At 70.8% G+C, this 16,132-nt stretch carries 15 protein-coding genes, 1 pseudogene and 1 riboswitch; of the genes and pseudogenes, 9 read left to right on the forward strand and 7 right to left on the reverse strand.

All coding sequences use genetic code 11. The annotated features are described in order from the left end of the window. Window positions 1–20: 20 nt before the first annotated feature. From arfB to OHO27_RS22945, 3 genes are all read left to right on the forward strand, one after another. A complete protein-coding gene (gene arfB, locus OHO27_RS22935) occupies window positions 21–458 on the forward strand; it encodes an alternative ribosome rescue aminoacyl-tRNA hydrolase ArfB (protein WP_328426811.1) in 438 nt (145 codons plus the stop codon). A 93-nt stretch (window positions 459–551) separates the two neighbouring features. Then, window positions 552–770: a hypothetical protein gene (locus OHO27_RS22940; RefSeq protein ID WP_328426814.1), complete on the forward strand. Its 219-nt coding sequence runs from the start codon at window positions 552–554 to the stop codon at window positions 768–770. Window positions 771–858: 88 nt separating this feature from the next. Next, complete coding sequence (locus OHO27_RS22945) at window positions 859–1,767, forward strand: sigma-70 family RNA polymerase sigma factor (RefSeq protein ID WP_328426816.1); 909 nt, start codon at window positions 859–861, stop codon at window positions 1,765–1,767. Here OHO27_RS22945 and OHO27_RS22950 read toward each other — a convergent pair. Then, window positions 1,754–2,260, reverse strand: coding sequence for a GNAT family N-acetyltransferase (locus OHO27_RS22950; RefSeq protein ID WP_328426818.1), 507 nt, complete (start codon window positions 2,258–2,260; stop codon window positions 1,754–1,756). The two genes, OHO27_RS22945 and OHO27_RS22950, sit on opposite strands and share 14 nt — an antisense overlap. A gap of 66 nt (window positions 2,261–2,326) precedes the next feature. After that, on the reverse strand, window positions 2,327–2,926 hold the full coding sequence (locus OHO27_RS22955) for a flavin reductase family protein (protein ID WP_443059575.1): 600 nt from the start codon (window positions 2,924–2,926) through the stop codon (window positions 2,327–2,329). Window positions 2,927–3,277: 351 nt separating this feature from the next. Here OHO27_RS22955 and cdgB point away from each other — a divergent pair, with 351 nt between their 5' ends. Beyond that, a complete protein-coding gene (gene cdgB, locus OHO27_RS22960) occupies window positions 3,278–4,936 on the forward strand; it encodes a diguanylate cyclase CdgB (protein WP_328426820.1) in 1,659 nt (552 codons plus the stop codon). A 120-nt stretch (window positions 4,937–5,056) separates the two neighbouring features. Then, window positions 5,057–6,010 carry a CBM35 domain-containing protein gene (locus tag OHO27_RS22965; RefSeq protein WP_328426822.1) on the forward strand — a complete coding sequence of 318 codons (954 nt, stop codon included), beginning with the start codon at window positions 5,057–5,059 and terminating at the stop codon, window positions 6,008–6,010. A gap of 6 nt (window positions 6,011–6,016) precedes the next feature. Here the strand turns inward: OHO27_RS22965 and OHO27_RS22970 are convergent, their stop codons facing one another. The 3 genes from OHO27_RS22970 to OHO27_RS22980 all read right to left on the reverse strand — a co-directional run bounded on the left by OHO27_RS22970 (window position 6,017) and on the right by OHO27_RS22980 (window position 9,246). Continuing rightward, complete coding sequence (locus OHO27_RS22970; protein WP_328426824.1) at window positions 6,017–6,946, reverse strand: 1-phosphofructokinase family hexose kinase; 930 nt, start codon at window positions 6,944–6,946, stop codon at window positions 6,017–6,019. A 144-nt stretch (window positions 6,947–7,090) separates the two neighbouring features. Beyond that, a complete protein-coding gene (nagA, locus tag OHO27_RS22975) occupies window positions 7,091–8,302 on the reverse strand; it encodes an N-acetylglucosamine-6-phosphate deacetylase (RefSeq protein WP_328426826.1) in 1,212 nt (403 codons plus the stop codon). Continuing rightward, a complete protein-coding gene (locus OHO27_RS22980; RefSeq protein WP_328426827.1) occupies window positions 8,302–9,246 on the reverse strand; it encodes an ROK family protein in 945 nt (314 codons plus the stop codon). Before OHO27_RS22980 ends, nagA begins: the two co-directional genes overlap by 1 nt. A gap of 98 nt (window positions 9,247–9,344) precedes the next feature. On the opposite strand from OHO27_RS22980, the gene OHO27_RS22985 reads away from it, so the two are divergent. From OHO27_RS22985 to otsB, 3 genes and pseudogenes are all read left to right on the forward strand, one after another. Then, window positions 9,345–10,637, forward strand: coding sequence for an ABC transporter substrate-binding protein (locus OHO27_RS22985; protein WP_328426829.1), 1,293 nt, complete (start codon window positions 9,345–9,347; stop codon window positions 10,635–10,637). 44 nt (window positions 10,638–10,681) lie between these two features. Continuing rightward, window positions 10,682–10,921: pseudogene (locus OHO27_RS22990) on the forward strand (DUF3263 domain-containing protein); the annotation flags it as partial. 194 nt (window positions 10,922–11,115) lie between these two features. Then, window positions 11,116–11,955 (forward strand): trehalose-phosphatase, encoded by an 840-nt coding sequence (otsB, locus tag OHO27_RS22995; RefSeq protein WP_328426831.1) that lies wholly within the window; start codon window positions 11,116–11,118, stop codon window positions 11,953–11,955. 16 nt (window positions 11,956–11,971) lie between these two features. Here otsB and OHO27_RS23000 read toward each other — a convergent pair whose 3' ends face one another. Both OHO27_RS23000 and OHO27_RS23005 read right to left on the reverse strand, forming a co-directional pair. Then, a complete protein-coding gene (locus tag OHO27_RS23000) occupies window positions 11,972–13,453 on the reverse strand; it encodes an alpha,alpha-trehalose-phosphate synthase (UDP-forming) (RefSeq protein WP_328426833.1) in 1,482 nt (493 codons plus the stop codon). A 108-nt stretch (window positions 13,454–13,561) separates the two neighbouring features. Further along, window positions 13,562–14,506 carry a glucosyl-3-phosphoglycerate synthase gene (locus OHO27_RS23005; RefSeq protein ID WP_328426835.1) on the reverse strand — a complete coding sequence of 315 codons (945 nt, stop codon included), beginning with the start codon at window positions 14,504–14,506 and terminating at the stop codon, window positions 13,562–13,564. Window positions 14,507–14,665: 159 nt separating this feature from the next. Further along, window positions 14,666–14,823: riboswitch (SAM riboswitch) on the forward strand. 18 nt (window positions 14,824–14,841) lie between these two features. On the opposite strand from OHO27_RS23005, the gene thrC reads away from it, so the two are divergent. Beyond that, window positions 14,842–16,128, forward strand: coding sequence for a threonine synthase (gene thrC, locus OHO27_RS23010; RefSeq protein WP_328426837.1), 1,287 nt, complete (start codon window positions 14,842–14,844; stop codon window positions 16,126–16,128). Window positions 16,129–16,132 lie beyond the last annotated feature (4 nt).

Consider the following 16,132-nt stretch of genomic DNA (forward strand, 5'->3'; position numbering starts at 1 on the left):
GACCGGACAGAAGCGGGAACATGTACGGCATGTCTGGTCCATACGTCATCCGTGGCTCCGTCTCCCTGCCCGAGGCCGAGCTCATGTGGCGTTTCTCGCGGTCGAGCGGCCCGGGGGGCCAGCACGTCAACACCAGTGACTCCCAGGTCGAGCTCCGGTTCGACCTGGCGAGCACGGCGGCGCTGCCGGAGGTGTGGAAGCAGCGGGCGCTGGAGCGGCTGGCGTCCCGCCTCGTCGACGGTGTCCTCACCGTCCGCTCCTCCGAGCACCGCTCCCAGTGGCGCAACCGCGAGACCGCCGCCGTCCGCCTCGCCGCCCTCCTCGCCGAGGCGACGGCCCCGCCACCCAAGCCGCGCACCCCGACCCGCATCCCCCGCGGCATCAACGAACGCCGGCTGAGGGAGAAGAAGCAGCGCTCGGAGACCAAGCGGGGGCGGACGGGGCGGGGCTGGACGTAGTCCGGGTCGGCGCCGCCTGTCGCCTCGGCCTGTCGCCTCCGCCGTGCGGGGGATACGGTCGCGACCTGCGGATGATCCCCGGACACCGGGTCGGTGGCGACGATCGAGGCGCAAGCCGTCACTCGTCCAGATTGGATCCTCACCGTGCTGAAGTGGACCCTGCGCGCTGTCGCCGTCCTCGCCATCGTCGCCGCGATCGCCACTCCGGTCGCCACGCCGGCGCCGGCGCCCGCGCCCACACCCGAAGCCGCCGCCGTGGCACCCGTATCCAACCCGGACGTGCCGGGGGCCGGGCTCACCCCCGCCGTCTAGGGGCACGGCGAGGTGCCTCTGTTGTCACATCCCCGTCCCCCCGTCCGTCAGCGCAGTGACGACGGACTGCGAGGAGAGGCTGGGGCAGATGAGCGGCGGAGACTACACGGGCTTTCGGGGCACCGGCTACGGGGACAGCGCATTTCTCGCCCAGCGCTTCGAGGCACACCGCGGGCATCTCCGGGCCGTGGCTCACCGGATGCTCGGGTCGGTCGTCGAGGCCGAGGACGCGGTGCAGGAGGCTTGGTTTCGGGTGAGCCGGTCCGATCTCGACCGGATCGACAATCTCGGGGGATGGCTGACGACCGTGGTGGGCCGGGTCTGTCTCGACATGCTCCGGTCTCGCAAGTCCCGTGCCGAGGAGCCGCTGGACGGCGCGGCTGCGGGGTCCGGTCCCGGTGCGGCCGTGCCCGACACGGACGCCGGCCCCGAGCAGGACGCGCTCCTCGCCGACTCGGTGGGCGTCGCCCTGCTCGTCGTACTGGACACCCTGACGCCCGCCGAGCGGCTGGCGTTCGTGCTGCACGACCTGTTCGGGGTGCCGTTCGAGGAGGTCGCGGACGTCGTGGACCGTACGCCCGCCGCGGCGCGGCAGCTCGCCAGCCGTGCCCGGCGCCGGGTGCGGGGCGCCGATGTGCACGAGGCCGATCGGGCCGGCCGGCGCAGGCGGCGGGAGGTCGTCGGCGCTTTTCTCGCCGCCGCGCGGGAGGGTGACTTCGAGGGTCTGCTGGAGGTCCTGGACCCGGACGTCATCGCGCGCACCGAGGCCGGGGTGGCCACGGGTGCGGCGGCGGTGGCGCGGGGTGCGGCGACGTACGGGTCGCTTGCCGGTGTCGCGCGGCTCATGCTGGTCGACGGTGCCCTGGGGGCCGTCGTGCTGGTCGGCGGGCGGGTGGAACGGGCGCTGAGGTTTGCGTTCGTACGGGGCCGGATCGCCGTGATCGACATCGTGACGGACCCCGGGCGGGTGTCCCGGCTCGACGTCAGGCCGGTCTAGCCGGTGCGGTGCCGGTCCGGTCCAGCTCCAGCACGCCCACCGTCTCGCCCTCGCTCGTCTCGCCGTTGGGTCGGAAGCCGAGGCCCAGGTAGAAGCCCTCAGGGCCGTTCGGGCCGGGGTGCCAGGTGACGTAGAGCTGCCTGCCGCCCCGGCGCCGGAGCTCCGCGGCCACCGACTCGACCGCGAACCGGCCGTACCCCCGGCCCTGTTCGTCCGCCGCGATGTTCAGCCGCCACAGCCCGGAGCGCAGGAGGGTGCCGTCGCCGCGCCAGTCGATGTCGAAGAAGGCCATCAGGAACCCGACCGGGCGGTCGCCGTCGACGATCAGGCGGGGCCAGGCGACGCCCGCGGGGTGGACGTACGCCTCGGCGAGGGACTGCATCACCGGGGAGACCGCGAATTCCTGTTCAGGGCGCACGCGTATGCCGGTGGCGGTCTCGAAGTTCGCGGGTGTGATTTCTTCGAGGCGGGGCGCTGAAGTCGTCGACGTCATCCCGGCACCGTAAGGCGGATGATCAGTTCCCCGCCATGGAATTGCGAACGCGCCCGCCCGCGGAGATCATCCCAACTGCCGGTAACGGCCCCGGAAATACGTAAGCGGCCCCCCGTTCGCACTCGGCAGAGAAGCCGACAGCACGCGACCGATCACCAGGGTGTGGTCGCCGGCCGTCACGCGCTGCTCGGTGCGGCACTCCAGGGTGGCCAGGGCACCGCCCACGAGCGGGGCGCCGGTCTCCTGGCCGCGGACGTACGGGATGTCGGCGAAGAGCAGGCGGTCGCTGACGCGGCCCTTCATGGCGAAGCGGCCGGCGATGTGGCGCTGGTTCTCGGCGAGGACCGAGACCGCCCACAGGGGCTGCTCGTCGAGCAGATCGTCCATGCGGGACCCCTCGCGCACGCTGACCAGGACCAACGGCGGGTCCAGGGACACCGACATGAACGCCGTGGCCGTCATGCCGACGTCCTCGCCGACGGGTGCGTGCGGGTCGTCCGGGTCCAGCGGCGGCTCCAGCGCGGTCACCAGGACCACACCGGCGGCCAGCCGCGACATGGCGGCACGGAACTCGTCGTTGCTCACTCCCTCAGCATGCCCGGCGGCGCTGCGGGAGGCGGGGAGGACGGCGGTCACGGGCGGCACGGGCGGGGAAGTGTTCGGCACGCCGAAAACGCTAATGTCGGCACCGCACACCCGGCATCGGGCCTTCGCCCGAGAACGGACCGGGAGGTGGTCCTAGGACCATGGACGGACGACTGACGTTCCTGATCAAGACCGTTTCGTGGCATCTCCACACACGCACAAAGTTTGCGTTCAGTAAACGCACAGGAAAAACGCAGAAACACCGCTCAATTGTTCACGTTTACCTGTGACTTGAGTCACAAGGGCCATTAATTGTTGACCCTGTGTACCGAGTGAGCAGCGCGCTGTGATTCAGTGGCGGGGAACTAGCAAGGGAAGTTACGCCGGGGTAGAACCCTTGATTCGCTGCGAGGTCTCGGGGGGAGGGCGAGCATGGAGACCGAGTCGGAGCCGTACGTCCGTCTTGCGACCCTGCGGCAACTGCACCAGGTCATGGCTGACATGAACACGGCCCGGAGCCTGGCGGACACGCTGCAGACCGTCGCCGACGGCGTCGTCAACGGCCTCGGCTATGAGCTCGCGTGCGTCAACCTCGTACGCCCCGACGGCGATCTCGTCGTCGCCGCCTTCTCCGGCAACCCCGCCGCCGAGGCCCTCATCACCGGCCGCGTCGGCTCCCGGGACTCCTGGGAGCGCCGGCTGAGCATGGGCGAGCGCTGGGACGACCTGGTCTTCATCCCGCACACCGAGGGCTGGATACTCGACGACGACGACGTCCCGCAGTGGTACACCGACGGCCCCGCGCCCCGCTTCGAGGACGAGTGGCACCCCTCGGACCGTCTCTTCGCCCCGATGTACACGCCCGGCGTGCAGGGCAGTGCGTGCGGCGAGCTGATCGGTGTCCTGTCCGTGGACCGGCCCCGCAACGGGCGACTGCCGGGCGCATGGGGGCGCGAGGCGCTCCAGATGTACGCGTTCCAGGCGGCGATCGCCATCAGCAACGCACGTCTACGCGCGAATATGCAGCGGGCACTGGTCAGGCTGGAGCGTGAGCAGCAGGCCCTGCGCGCCAGCGAGGAAAGCTTCAGGCAGGCCTTCGAGTACGCCCCGTCCGGCATGGCCATCGCCGAGATGGGCGGCGACCAGCACGGCCGGATCCTGCGCACCAACGACGCGCTGTGCCGCCTCCTCGGCCGCCCCGCCTCCGCGATGCGCCGCTACGCCTTCTCCGACCTCGTCCACCCCGAGGACATCGGCACGCTGCTGCGTACGTCCGCCGAGGGGGGTCGCGCGGAGCTGCGTCTGATCCGCCGCGACGGCACGTACGTCTGGGTCTCGCTCCGCAACTCCGTCGTCGCCGACGCCGCCGACGGCCCCCGCTTCCTGCTCACCCACGTCGAGGACATCGAGGAGCGCAAGCGCCGCGAGCTGCAGCTCGCCCACCGCGCCTCGCACGACTCGCTCACCGGGCTGCCGAACTCCGCCGAGCTGCGCTCCCGCCTCGCCTCGCGGCTGTGCCAGCGCTCCACGCACCCGGGCGCCGCCCTGGAGTCGGTCGACGCGGCCTACGGCCACCCGGCCTACGACGCCAACGGCCACGGTTTCGACTTCCGGCCCGCTGTGGCGGCGTTCGACGCCTACGACCACCACGTGCACACCGTCGCGCCGGTCGAGGGTGAGCGGGACGACGGGGCCAAGGGGCTCGCGGTGCTCTTCTGCGACCTCGACGGCTTCAAGTCGATCAACGACCGGTTCGGGCACAACGCGGGTGACACGGTCCTCATCGAGGTGGCCAGGCGCCTGTCCCGCCAGGTCCGCGACGGTGACACCGTGGCCCGGCTCGGCGGCGACGAGTTCGTGATCCTCGCCGACGGGCTCGGCAAGGCGGACGCCCAGGACCTCGCCGTACGCCTGCGCAACGAGATCATCCAGCCGATCCGCGCCGAAGGGCGGGCGGTCCGCGTGGGCGCCAGCTTCGGCATCGGGTGGGCACACTGCGGAATGACTGCGGACGAAGTGTTGAAGTCCGCCGACGAGCGGATGTACGTAGAGAAACGATCTCGTCCCAAACAACACAGACGCGCCGGGTAACCCCCAGGTCAGCGAGCTGATGCGATCCGAGTCACCCGTTTGGGCCATCAGGAGCGGGTAGGCTCGCCATTCTGACCACACGCATCGCATGCGCCCGCACCTGGTGAGGAGTACCAAGGGATGACGTCCGGCAACAACGGCGCCAGCACGCCCGAGGACGACGACCCGTTCGGCTACCTCTACGCCGACGGGCAGGCCAACGGCGCCCAGCCGCCGTCCGGTGGCGGGGGCTACGGCTACCCGGGTTCGGTGAACCGTGTGCGCCCGGTCGGACAGCGGCAGTACGGCCAGCAGGCCCCTACGGCCGCGTACGGCCAGATACCGCAACAGCAGGGCACGTACGGCCAGCCGAACGCGCACTACGCGGCACCGGAGACACACCCCGGCGGCGTGACCACGGCCAGCCAGCAGTCGTCCTACAGCGGCGGCCACGGCTCGGGCGGCCGCGGCGGCCCCAACACCAAGGGCCTGCTGATCGGCGCCATCGCGGTCGTCGCGGCGGTCGTCATCGGCATCAGCGTGGCGATGCTGGGCGGGGACGGCGAGAAGGACGACGCGGGGGGCGACGGGTCGACCCCGACGCAGTCCCAGGAGAGCAGCGCGCCGAGCCCGTCGAACAGCAACAGCCAGGCGGCGGAGGACGACCTGCCGACGATCGACGCCAAGGCGCTGGCCCTCGCCGGCGGTGCCGCCACAGCGTCCGACATCAAGGGCGCCCAGGCGGACGGCGGCGTCTACGTCACCGGGTTCAACGCGGTCGGCTCCTCGGTCAGCTGGAACGTGGACAGCATCCCCAAGAAGGGCAAGTACACCGTCTACGTCGGTTACAGCGTCCCGGGCAAGGACCAGAGCGCCACGCTCACGGTCAACGGCACACCCGCCAACACCCCGGTCGACCTCAAGAACTGGTCGGGCGGCCCCGAGGGCGACTACGAAAAGGGCTGGACGAAGACCTACAACTACGTCCAGCTCAACAAGGGCACGAACACGATCAAGGTGTCTTGCGAGCAGGGCAACCAGTGCGACGCCCTGATCGACCAGATGTGGCTGGTGAAGGGCTGGGTCGGCTCCTAGTCGTCGTCAGGCCGCGCTGACCTCCCCCGTCACCGCCACCCGCCCCAGCAACTCCTCATAAGCCCCCCGGTCGAACTCCCCCGCAACCGGTGCCACGACGCTCGCCGCGCTGAGCGCCGTCGCTCGGGTCAGGCGGTCCGGCCAGGGGAGGTGTTCCACCAAGCCCGACAGCAGGCCCGCGACCGCTGCGTCGCCGGCGCCGGTCGGGTTGCCGTGGAGGCGGGTCGGTGGGGTGGCTTGCCAGCGGCCCTCGGGGGTGTGGGCCAGGAGGCCCGACCTGCCGAGGGAGGCGACCACCGTGCGGGCGCCCCGGCGCCGGGCGTCCTGGGTGGCGCGCAAGGGATCGTGGGAGCCGGTGAGTTCGGCCAGTTCGTCGGCGTTGGGCTTGATGAAGTCCGGGCGGGCGGCGACGCCCCGGCGCAGGGCCTCGCCGCTGGTGTCCAGCAGCACGGGGACGCCCGCGGCCCTGGCTGACCGGACCAGACCGGCGTACGCCCCGACCGGGACGCCCGGTGGCAGGCTGCCGCACAGGGCCACCGTGGAGGCCGAGGCGAGGAGGTCCTCGTAGGCCTCCTGGAAGGCGGACCACTCGGCGGGCGTGACCGTCGGGCCGGGTTCGTTGAGCTGGGTCGTGTCGCCGGTGAGCTCGTCCACCACGGCGATCGTCCTGCGGGTCGCGCCTGTCACCGGGACCAGCGCGTCCACCACGGCGGGCGTGGCCGTGAGCAGGTCCTGGACCACGCGGCCCGTCGCGCCGCCCGTGAAGCCCGTGACCGTCACCTCATGGCCGAGGGCCGCCAGCACGCGGGCGACGTTCAGGCCCTTGCCGCCGGGGCGTTCGGTCACCTCGGAGACGCGGTGGGAGGCGTGGGGGCGCAGGGACCGTACGCGGTAGGTGATGTCGAGAGCGGTGTTCAGGGTGACGGTGAGGATCACCTGTACTCGACCTCCCCCGAAGAGTTCAGCATGCGTGTGCCGTCCGTCCGCCGGCTGTTCCTTCCGGCAGCTGCTGATCATGCCAAAAGGGCGGCGGCCGTCCCAGTCTGGCAGGACAACCGCCGCCCTCAACAGCAGGACAGATCACCCCAGTTGGGGATCCACCACCCATTCGCCCCGGCGCATCACGCCCTTGAGGTCGAAGTCGGAGTCCAGGACCACCAGGTCGGCGTCCTTGCCGGGCTCCAGGGAGCCGATGCGGTCGTAGCGGCCGAGCAGCTTGGCCGGGTTGGCGGACAGCGCCGCCACCGCGTCCTCGATCGGCAGCCGGTCGATCGTCACCGCCCGCTTGAGGGCCCGGTCCAGCGTGAGGGTCGAGCCCGCGATCGAGCCGCCCTCGACGAGGCGTGCCACACCGTCGGCGACCTCGACCTCCAGCGGGCCGAGCATGTAGCGGCCGTCGCCGAAGCCGGCCGCGTCCATCGCGTCCGTGATGAACGCGACCCGGTCCGCGCCCGCGTGACGGAACGCCAGCTCCAGCGCCGCCGGGTGCAGATGCGTGCCGTCGTTGATCAGCTCGACGGTCACCCGCTCGTCCTCCAGGAGGGCCGCGATCGGGCCCGGCTCGCGGTGGCCCAGCGGCGGCATCGCGTTGAAGAGATGCGTGGCGACCGTCGCGCCCGCCTCGATCGCCTCCACCGTCTGCTCGTACGTCGCGTCCGTGTGCCCGATCGCCGCGATCACGCCGTGTTCGGCGAGGAGGCGTACGGAGTCGATGCCGCCCGGCAGTTCGGTGGCGAGGGTGACCATCGTCGCGTGGCCGCGCGCCGCGTCGATCAGCTTGCGCACGTCCGCCGGGTCGGGGTCGCGCAGCAGCTCCTCGGAGTGCGCGCCCTTGCGGCACGGGGAGATGAAGGGGCCCTCGAAGTGGATGCCGGCGATGTCGCCCTGCTCGGCCAGCTCGGACAGCAGGCCCGCGCGGCGGGTGAGGAAGTCCATGTCGCCCGTGACCGTGGAGGCGACCAGGGTGGTGGTGCCGTGCAGGCGGTGGGTGTGGATGCCGGTGAGTACGTCGTCTGCCGTGCCCGAAGTGAACGAAGCCCCGCCGCCGCCGTGGTTGTGGATGTCCACGAAGCCGGGGACCACGTAGTGGCTGGCGAGGTCGATCACTCGGGCGTCCGGTGGGGCCGCGCCGGTGATGCGGGTGCCGTCGAGGATCACTTGGGCGTCCTTGACGGTTCCCGTGGGCATCACCGCTGTGGCGCCGGAGAGGATCAGGGGCACCTTGCCGGATGCGGGGTGCGGGCTGTGCGTGGCTGGTCGCGCAGTTCCCCGCGCCCCTGGGGCGTTGGCCATCAGGCGGTTACCTCCGTACCGTCGGTGTTGCCGAGGAGATCCCAGGCCAGGAGCCCGGCGCCCAGGCATCCCGCCGTGTCGCCCAGGGCCGCAGGGACGATCTCCGGCAGCTTCTGGAAGGTGACCCGCCGCCGGACGGCCTCCCGCAGCGGTGTGAACAAGGTTTCCCCCGCCTCGGCGAGGCCGCCACCGATGATCAGGGTGCGCGGGTCCAGCAGGGTGAGCGCGGTGACCAGGCCGTCGGCCAGGGCGTCCACGGCCTCGTGCCAGACCCGTACGGCGTTCGGATCACCGGACGCGACGGCCTTCGCGCAGTCCGCCGCGTCCGCCTCCGGGTCCCCGCACGCGGCGGCCCACGCCTCACTCACCGCCGCCGCGGACGCGAACCGCTCCAGGCAGCCGCGCTGCCCGCACGGACACGGCGCTCCACCGGGCCGTACGACGATGTGGCCGATCTCGCCCGCGAAGCCGTGCGCACCCGCCTCCACCCGGCCGTCGATGCCGATGGCGCCGGCTATCCCGGTGCCGAGCGGCACGAACAGGAAATGGTCGGCACCCTTGCCCGCGCCGATCCGGCCCTCCGCGAGACCGCCGGTGCGCACGTCGTGGCCGAGGGCGACCGGGACGCCGCCGAGCCGTTCGGCGAGCAGCCGCCGCAGGGGTATGTCACGCCAGCCCAGGTTGGCCGAGTAGGCGGCGACGCCCTGCTCCTCGTCGACGATGCCGGGGACGGCGATGCCGGCGGCGGCCGCGGGCTCGCCGAAGCGCTCTTCGCCGTACGCGCGCAGCTCGCCGGCGAAGTCGAGGATGCCCTCGACGACCGCGTCCGGCCCGCGCTCGCGCCCGGTCGGGCGGCGGGCCTGGTGGAGCAGCTCGCCGCTCGCTGCTGCCAGGGCGGCCTTCATCCCGGTGCCGCCCACATCGAGGGCGATGACGTGTCTCACGGGAACAGTGTGTCTTGCATACCCGCGAGAGGTCTAGTCCACTTACGTGGTGTAGACCTTATGGGGGCAATATGTATGACGTTTCGAAAGTTTCGAATATGGGTGTGGGGCGGTTTTGCGTGCAGCGGCGTAGACGTACGGGAACGATTGCGGCGGTGTCCGCGCTGGGCCTGTCGGCGGTTCTGAGCGGCTGCGGGCTGACCGGTGGTTCGGACGAGGTGACACTGAAGCTGGTCGCCGCGGACTACGGGGACAGTGCGGCGAACAGTTCCCAGAAGTACTGGGACAGGCTCGTCAAGGAGTACGAGGAGCAGCACGAGGGCGTGCGGATCGACGTCACCGTGTACTCCTGGAACGACGTCGACGCCAAGGTCAAGAAGATGGTCGACGCCGGGGAGGCGCCGGACATCGCGCAGATCGGCGCATACGCCGACTACGCCGCGAAGGGCCTCCTCTACGAGGCCGACGAACTGCTCTCCATCCCCGTCCAGGCCGACTTCGTCTCGCAGCTCGCGGATGCGGGGCAGGTGAACGGCGTCCAGTACGGCATCCCGTTCGCCTCCTCCACGCGTCTGCTCTTCTACAACAAGTCCCTCTTCGAGGACGCCGGCCTCACTCCGCCGACGTCCTGGAGGCAGCTGGCCGCCGACGCCGAGGCGCTCAAGGCGGACGGCGTGAAGTACCCGTACGCGCTGCCGCTCGGTGCCGAGGAGGCGCAGGCCGAGACCATGCAGTGGCTGCTCAGCGGCGGGGGCGGGTACACCGACGCGGAGACCGGTACGTACAGCATCGACTCCGCGGAGAACGTCTCCACCTTCAACTGGCTCAAGAACAACCTCGTCGGCAAGGGGCTCACGGGGCCGGTCCCGCCCGGGGAGCTCAACCGGGCCGACGCGTTCTCCGCCTTCGCCGCGGGGGACGTCGGCATGCTCAACGGGCACCCCTCGCTGATGCAGATGGCCGAGAAGAAGGGCGTGAAGTTCGGCATGGTGCCCATGCCCGGCCTTGAGGGGCCGACCAAGGTCTCCATGGGCGTGGCCGACTGGATGATGGCCTTCAAACAGAACGGCCATGCCGAGCAGGTGGGGGAGTTCCTCGACTTCGCCTACGACAAGCAGAACGTCCTGGACTTCTCCCGGGAGTACAACCTGCTTCCCGTCACGAACTCCGCGTCCACGGTGATGGCAGGGGCCGACCGGGACGCCGCCCTCAAGCCCTTCCTCGACCAGCTCCCGCTCTCCGAGCTCTATCCGGTGGGCCGGACGTCCTGGGCCGCGGTGAGCGCGGACGTCAAGAAGAGCATCGGCAGGACGGTCGCGTCCGGGGGGAGCCCGTCGGCGATTCTGGGGCAGCTGCAGTCGGGGGCTACTCGGGCGGAGAGCGCGGAGTAGGTTGCCGGGGCTTCCTGTCAGTGGGGTGGGCTACGGTGCGGCACATGGACCAGGACCAGCCCGAGGCCGCCGCCGTGCTCGCCGAGCGTGAGCGGGCGATTCTTGCGCTGGAGCGGCGGGGGTTCTCGGGGCCGGGGGCCAAGGAGCGGGCGATACGGGAGGGGCTGGGGCTGGCTCCGGTGCGCTACTACCAGCTGCTGAACGCGCTGTTGGATGATCCGCGGGCGCTGGCACATGATCCGGTGACGGTGAATCGGTTGCGGCGGGTTCGGGAGGGGCGGCGGGGGAGCGGTGACGCGCGGCGGTGCAGCAGGGGTTTCGCCCCTGCCCGTCCCGTACCTGGGGGCTGCCGCCCCCAGACCCCGGCTTCGGCCTGAACGGCCTCGTCCTCAATCGCCGGACGGGCTGAAATGCCTGGACCGGCGCTGGAAGTTCAGCTCCTCCCCGGCCCGCCCCCGTTCCCGGATAAGGTCGCCCCATGGGCAGTCACAAGGATCCCCTCCCGACCCCCACCACCCAGCGCGGCCGCGACGGCCTGGCCGCCATCCTCACCCGCCCGGCGCGCTCACTCATCGCGCTGGACTTCGACGGCACCCTCGCCCCCATCGTCCCGGACCCCGAAAAGGCCCGAGCCCACCCGGACGCCATCCCGGCCCTGGCCGCACTCGCGCCGAAGGTGGCCGCCGTCGCGGTGATCACCGGCCGCCCGGCCGAGGTCGCCGTGAAGTACGGCGGTTTCGCCGACACCCCGGGCCTGGAGCACCTCGTCGTGCTGGGCCACTACGGCGCCGAACGCTGGGACGCCGTCAGCGGTGAGGTCACCGCGCCCGACCCTCACCCCGGCGTCGCAGCAGTCCGCGCCGACCTGCCGGGCCTCCTCGAATCCGAGGCGCAGGGCACCTGGATCGAGGACAAGGGACACGCCCTGGCCGTGCACACGCGCCGCGCGCCCGACCCCCAGGGCACCTTCGACGCCCTCCGAGCCCCCCTCACCGACCTCGCCACCCGCAACGGCCTCATCGTCGAACCGGGTCGGATGGTCCTCGAACTCCGCCCACCCGGCATGGACAAGGGCGTCGCGCTCAGCGCATACATCCGCGAACTCGGCGCCGAGTCCGTCCTCTACGCCGGCGACGACCTCGGCGACCTCCCCGCCTACGCCGCCGTCGACAAACTCCGCTCCGACGGCACCCCCGGCCTCCTGGTCTGCAGCGGCAGCGAGGAGGTCACCGAACTCTCGGAGAGGGCGGACGTCGTGGTCGAAGGCCCGGAGGGCGTCGTGCGACTCCTCCAGGCGATCGCCACACAGGCAACCTGAACCAGGCCTCCGCCACTCACGCCTCCCCGTCCTCCAACGCCTCCAGCTGCTCCAGGAACCACCGCGCCGGCGGCAGCGCCGTAGCTGCCTCCGCCAGCCGTTTCGAGTGTTCGGCGCGCTCCTCCGGGCCCATGGACAGCGCGTCGTGCAGGGCGCGTGCCGTGCCGATCACGTCGTAGGGGTTGACGGGGATCGCGTCCTCGCCCAGTTCCGCGAAGGCGCCCGCCTCGCGGGACAGGACGAGGACGCAGCCCTCGTCGGAGACGACCGGCACCTCCTTGGCGACGAGGTTCATACCGTCCCGGATGGGGTTGACGAGGGCCACGTCAGCCAGGCGGTACGCGGCCAGGGAGCGGGCGAAGTCGTCCTTGACGTGGAGGACGATCGGGGTCCAAGTCGCAGTGCCGTAAGCGGAGTTGATCTCATCCGCCAGTCGCTGGACCTCGGCCGTGTAGTCCCGGTACACCGCCAGGTCCTGGCGGGAGGGGTACGCGAACGCCACGTGGACCACCCGCTCGCGCCACTCGGGGTGGTCGTCGAGCAGCTGCCGGTAGGCGAGCAGGCCGCGCACGATGTTCTTGGACAGCTCGGTCCGGTCGACGCGGACGACGGTCCGGCGGGCGGTGCCGTCCGGCGCGGTGCCGATCTCCGCCCGCAGCGCGGCCATCCGCTCCTCGACATCGGCCTCGTGGGAGCGAGCGCGCAGGAATTCCGCGTCGGCGCCCAGACCGTGCACGCCGACCCACGTGGTCCGCAGCGGGGGGCGCCCGCTCGCCGTGTGCTGGACGGACGCCGGGGCGCCGCTCGGCCACGACGGGAAGATCCGTTCGCGGTCCACGGCCTCGGCGCATGCCATGAACGCCCCCGCCCACCGCCAGGTGAGGAAGCCCAGCCGGTCGGCGCCCAGCATCCCCCACACGAGCTGCGCGCGGATGTCGTCCGGAAGCATGGAGAAGTACTCCGGTGGCGCCCATGGCGTGTGCGAGAAGTGCCCGATCCTGATGTCAGGTCGCAGCTCCCGGAGCATCCCCGGGACCAGGCACAGGTGGTAGTCCTGCACCAGCACCGCCGCCCCGGGCGCGGCCCGGTCGGCCAGCGCCTGCGCGAAGGCGCGGTTGTACGTCTCGTACGACTCCCACTGGCGCCGGAACTCCGCGTCGAAGACCGGCTCCAGCGGGGTCTGGTAGAGCATGTGGTGGACGAACCAGAGGACCGAGTTGGCGATGCCGTTGTACGCGTCCGCGTGCACGTCGGCCGGGACGTCCAGCATCAGGACGCCGTCCTCGCCGACACCGCGCCGCACCGCCTCCCGGTCCCCGTCGGACAGCGCCGAGCACACCCATAGCGCGTCGGTGTCCGGCCCGATCGCCGACAGCCCGGAGACGAGTCCGCCACCGCCCCTCTTGGAGTGCAGCGAGCCGTCCTCGCGCACCGCGTACGAGACCGGGCCGCGATTCGACGCGACCAGCACCTTGGCAGCACCCTGCGTGGAAGCCATACGCCTCAACCTAGCCCAGCCCGGAAACGCTCAAACGTACGGTTCCACTCAGTGGCCGGTCCGTATACGATCAGCGGCCCTGCCCAGCGTATGACCCGGTACGGGGCCTTATGCGACCTTCCGTTTCGCGTACTCGGCGATCTCCACCATCGGTGGCCGCTCCTCCGTGTCGACGGAGTAGGTGCGCGGCTCGAACCCGTCCTCGCCCCGCTCGAACTGAGTCAGCGCCGGCCGGACGAGGTGGCCGCGCGCCAGCCGCAGCTGTGCCGTGCGGTAGATCGCGGCGGACATCCGGCCCAGGGCCTGTCCGTCCTGGTGGCGATGCTTGCGGACGCCCACGTCCACCTGGGCCAGCGCGTCGAGGCCCACCAGATGCAGGGCGTCGACCAGCATGCCCAGCTCCACGCCGTACCCGACGGGGAACGGGAGCTGTTCCAGCAGGGAGCGGCGGGCCGCGTACTCGCCGCCCAGCGGCTGCACGAAACCGGCCAGCTGCGGCCAGTGCATGTTCAGCAGCGGGCGCGCCATCAGCTCGGTCACCCGGCCGCCCTGTCCGGCCGCCCCGCCGAGGGGACGGTCGTACATGCCCTTGACCAGGTCGACCCCGGGGTCGGTGAGCAGCGGGCCGACGATCCCGGAGACGAAGTCGGAGGAGAACTCCTTCAGGTCCGCGTCGATGAAGCAGACGATGTCCCCGGTCGTGACGAGCAGAGACCGCCACAGGACCTCGCCCTTGCCGGGCACGGCCGGGATGCGCGGGAGTATCGCGTCCCGGTGCACCACGGTGGCGCCCGCCGCGGCGGCCACCTCGGAGGTGCCGTCCGTGGACCCGGAGTCGACGACGACGATCTCGTCGACCAGCGGGACCTGCTGCATGAGGTCGTGACGGATGATCGCGACGATGTCGCCGACCGTCTCCTCCTCGTTCAGCGCGGGCAGCACGACGGAGACCGACTGGCCCGAACGCTGTTTGGCGGCGAGTATGTGGTGGAGCGGGCGATCGGTCGCGGACCAGGAGCGGGTGCTCAGCCAGCGCTCGACTTCTTCCAGCACAGTCGGCGACTCCTCACTGTCGTGATCACAGCAGGTAATCGTGTGATCCATCTCGCGGTTCGGACGACTATCTCAACTGTCCTGGCCTTCGGTTACAGTCTTGAACAACGCGGGTGACCATCGCATGTCCGAGGTCGCCCGTAGTTGACAACCGAATACAGCTCATCCAGAGGGGCAGAGGGAAACGGCCCGATGAAGCCCCGGCAACCCTCCAGCCGGTCTCGTGGCGATCACTGTCGATCGTCTCCGCGAGGCTCCCGGCTAGGGAAGGTGCCAAATCCGTCTCACGGCGAGATGCGTCGTGAGGAAGATGAGGAGAAAGGGCCTCGCCTCACATGGCTGTGCAGACTGTTGCAAGCACCACCGACTCCACCGTAGACCTGGGTCCGGCCGCGGCGCTGTCCTGCCGCGAGTGCGGTCACCGGGTACCTCTCGGACCGGTCTTCGCGTGCGAGGAGTGTTTCGGCCCGCTGGAGATCGCGTACGACTTCTCGGCCTACGACACCGAGGAGCTCCGCAAGCGGATCGAAGCGGGCCCCGCGAACATCTGGCGCTATGCGCCCCTGTTGCCCGTCCCGGCCGACGTGGCCACCAAGCCGAACATCAACCCCGGCTGGACCAAGCTCGTCCAGGCCGACAACCTCGCGAACGAGCTCGGCGTCGACGCCGGCAAGCTGTTCGTCAAGGACGACTCCGGCAACCCGACGCACTCCTTCAAGGACCGCGTCGTCGCCCAGGCCATCGAGGCCGCGCGCGCCTTCGACTTCACCACCCTCTCCTGCTCCTCCACCGGCAACCTCGCCGGTGCGGTGGGTGCCGCCGCCGCCCGCGCCGGCTTCCGGTCCTGCGTGTTCATCCCGCACGACCTGGAGCAGGGCAAGGTCGTCATGGCCGCGGTCTACGGTGGCGAGCTCGTCGGCATCGAGGGCAACTACGACGACGTGAACCGTTTCTGCTCCGAGCTGATCGGCGACCCGGCCGGTGAGGGCTGGGGCTTCGTCAACGTCAACCTGCGGCCGTACTACGCCGAGGGCTCCAAGACCCTGGCGTACGAGATCTGCGAGCAGCTCGGCTGGCAGCTGCCGGACCAGCTGGTCGTGCCGATCGCCTCCGGCTCGCAGCTCACGAAGATCGACAAGGGTCTGCAGGAGCTGATCAAGCTCGGGCTCGTCGAGGACAAGCCGTACAAGATCTTCGGCGCGCAGGCCGAGGGCTGCTCGCCGGTGTCGACGGCGTTCAAGGCGGGCCACGACGTGGTCCGGCCGCAGAAGCCGAACACCATCGCCAAGTCGCTGGCGATCGGCAACCCGGCCGACGGTCCGTACGTCCTGGACATCGCGCGCCGCACGGGCGGCTCCGTGGAGGATGTGACGGACGAGCAGGTCGTCGACGCGATCAAGATCCTCGCCCGGACCGAGGGCATCTTCGCGGAGACCGCCGGCGGGGTGACCGTGGGCGTCACGAAGAAGCTGATCGAGAGCGGTGTGCTGGACCCGAGCCTGACGACTGTCGTGCTCAACACCGGCGACGGGCTGAAGACGTTGGATGCGGTGGCCGGTACTGGGCTGACTGCGACGATTCGTCCCAACCTGGACTCGTTCCGCGAGGCCGGACTCGTCTGAGAAG

This window comes from Streptomyces sp. NBC_00443 (assembly GCF_036014175.1).
In the GTDB taxonomy this organism is placed as follows: domain Bacteria; phylum Actinomycetota; class Actinomycetes; order Streptomycetales; family Streptomycetaceae; genus Streptomyces.

Bases quoted from the DNA above. Each gene is read 5' to 3' on its own strand.
- OHO27_RS23000 (WP_328426833.1), bottom strand. From the start codon at position 13,453: ATGGCTTCCACGCAGGGTGCTGCCAAGGTGCTGGTCGCGTCGAATCGC.
- cdgB (WP_328426820.1), top strand. From the start codon at position 3,278: ATGGAGACCGAGTCGGAGCCGTACGTCCGTCTTGCGACCCTGCGGCAA.
- thrC (WP_328426837.1), top strand. From the start codon at position 14,842: ATGGCTGTGCAGACTGTTGCAAGCACCACCGACTCCACCGTAGACCTG.
- OHO27_RS22945 (WP_328426816.1), top strand. From the start codon at position 859: ATGAGCGGCGGAGACTACACGGGCTTTCGGGGCACCGGCTACGGGGAC.
- otsB (WP_328426831.1), top strand. From the start codon at position 11,116: ATGGGCAGTCACAAGGATCCCCTCCCGACCCCCACCACCCAGCGCGGC.
- arfB (WP_328426811.1), top strand. From the start codon at position 21: ATGTACGGCATGTCTGGTCCATACGTCATCCGTGGCTCCGTCTCCCTG.
- nagA (WP_328426826.1), bottom strand. From the start codon at position 8,302: ATGGCCAACGCCCCAGGGGCGCGGGGAACTGCGCGACCAGCCACGCAC.
- OHO27_RS22965 (WP_328426822.1), top strand. From the start codon at position 5,057: ATGACGTCCGGCAACAACGGCGCCAGCACGCCCGAGGACGACGACCCG.
- OHO27_RS22985 (WP_328426829.1), top strand. From the start codon at position 9,345: ATGGGTGTGGGGCGGTTTTGCGTGCAGCGGCGTAGACGTACGGGAACG.
- OHO27_RS22950 (WP_328426818.1), bottom strand. From the start codon at position 2,260: ATGACGTCGACGACTTCAGCGCCCCGCCTCGAAGAAATCACACCCGCG.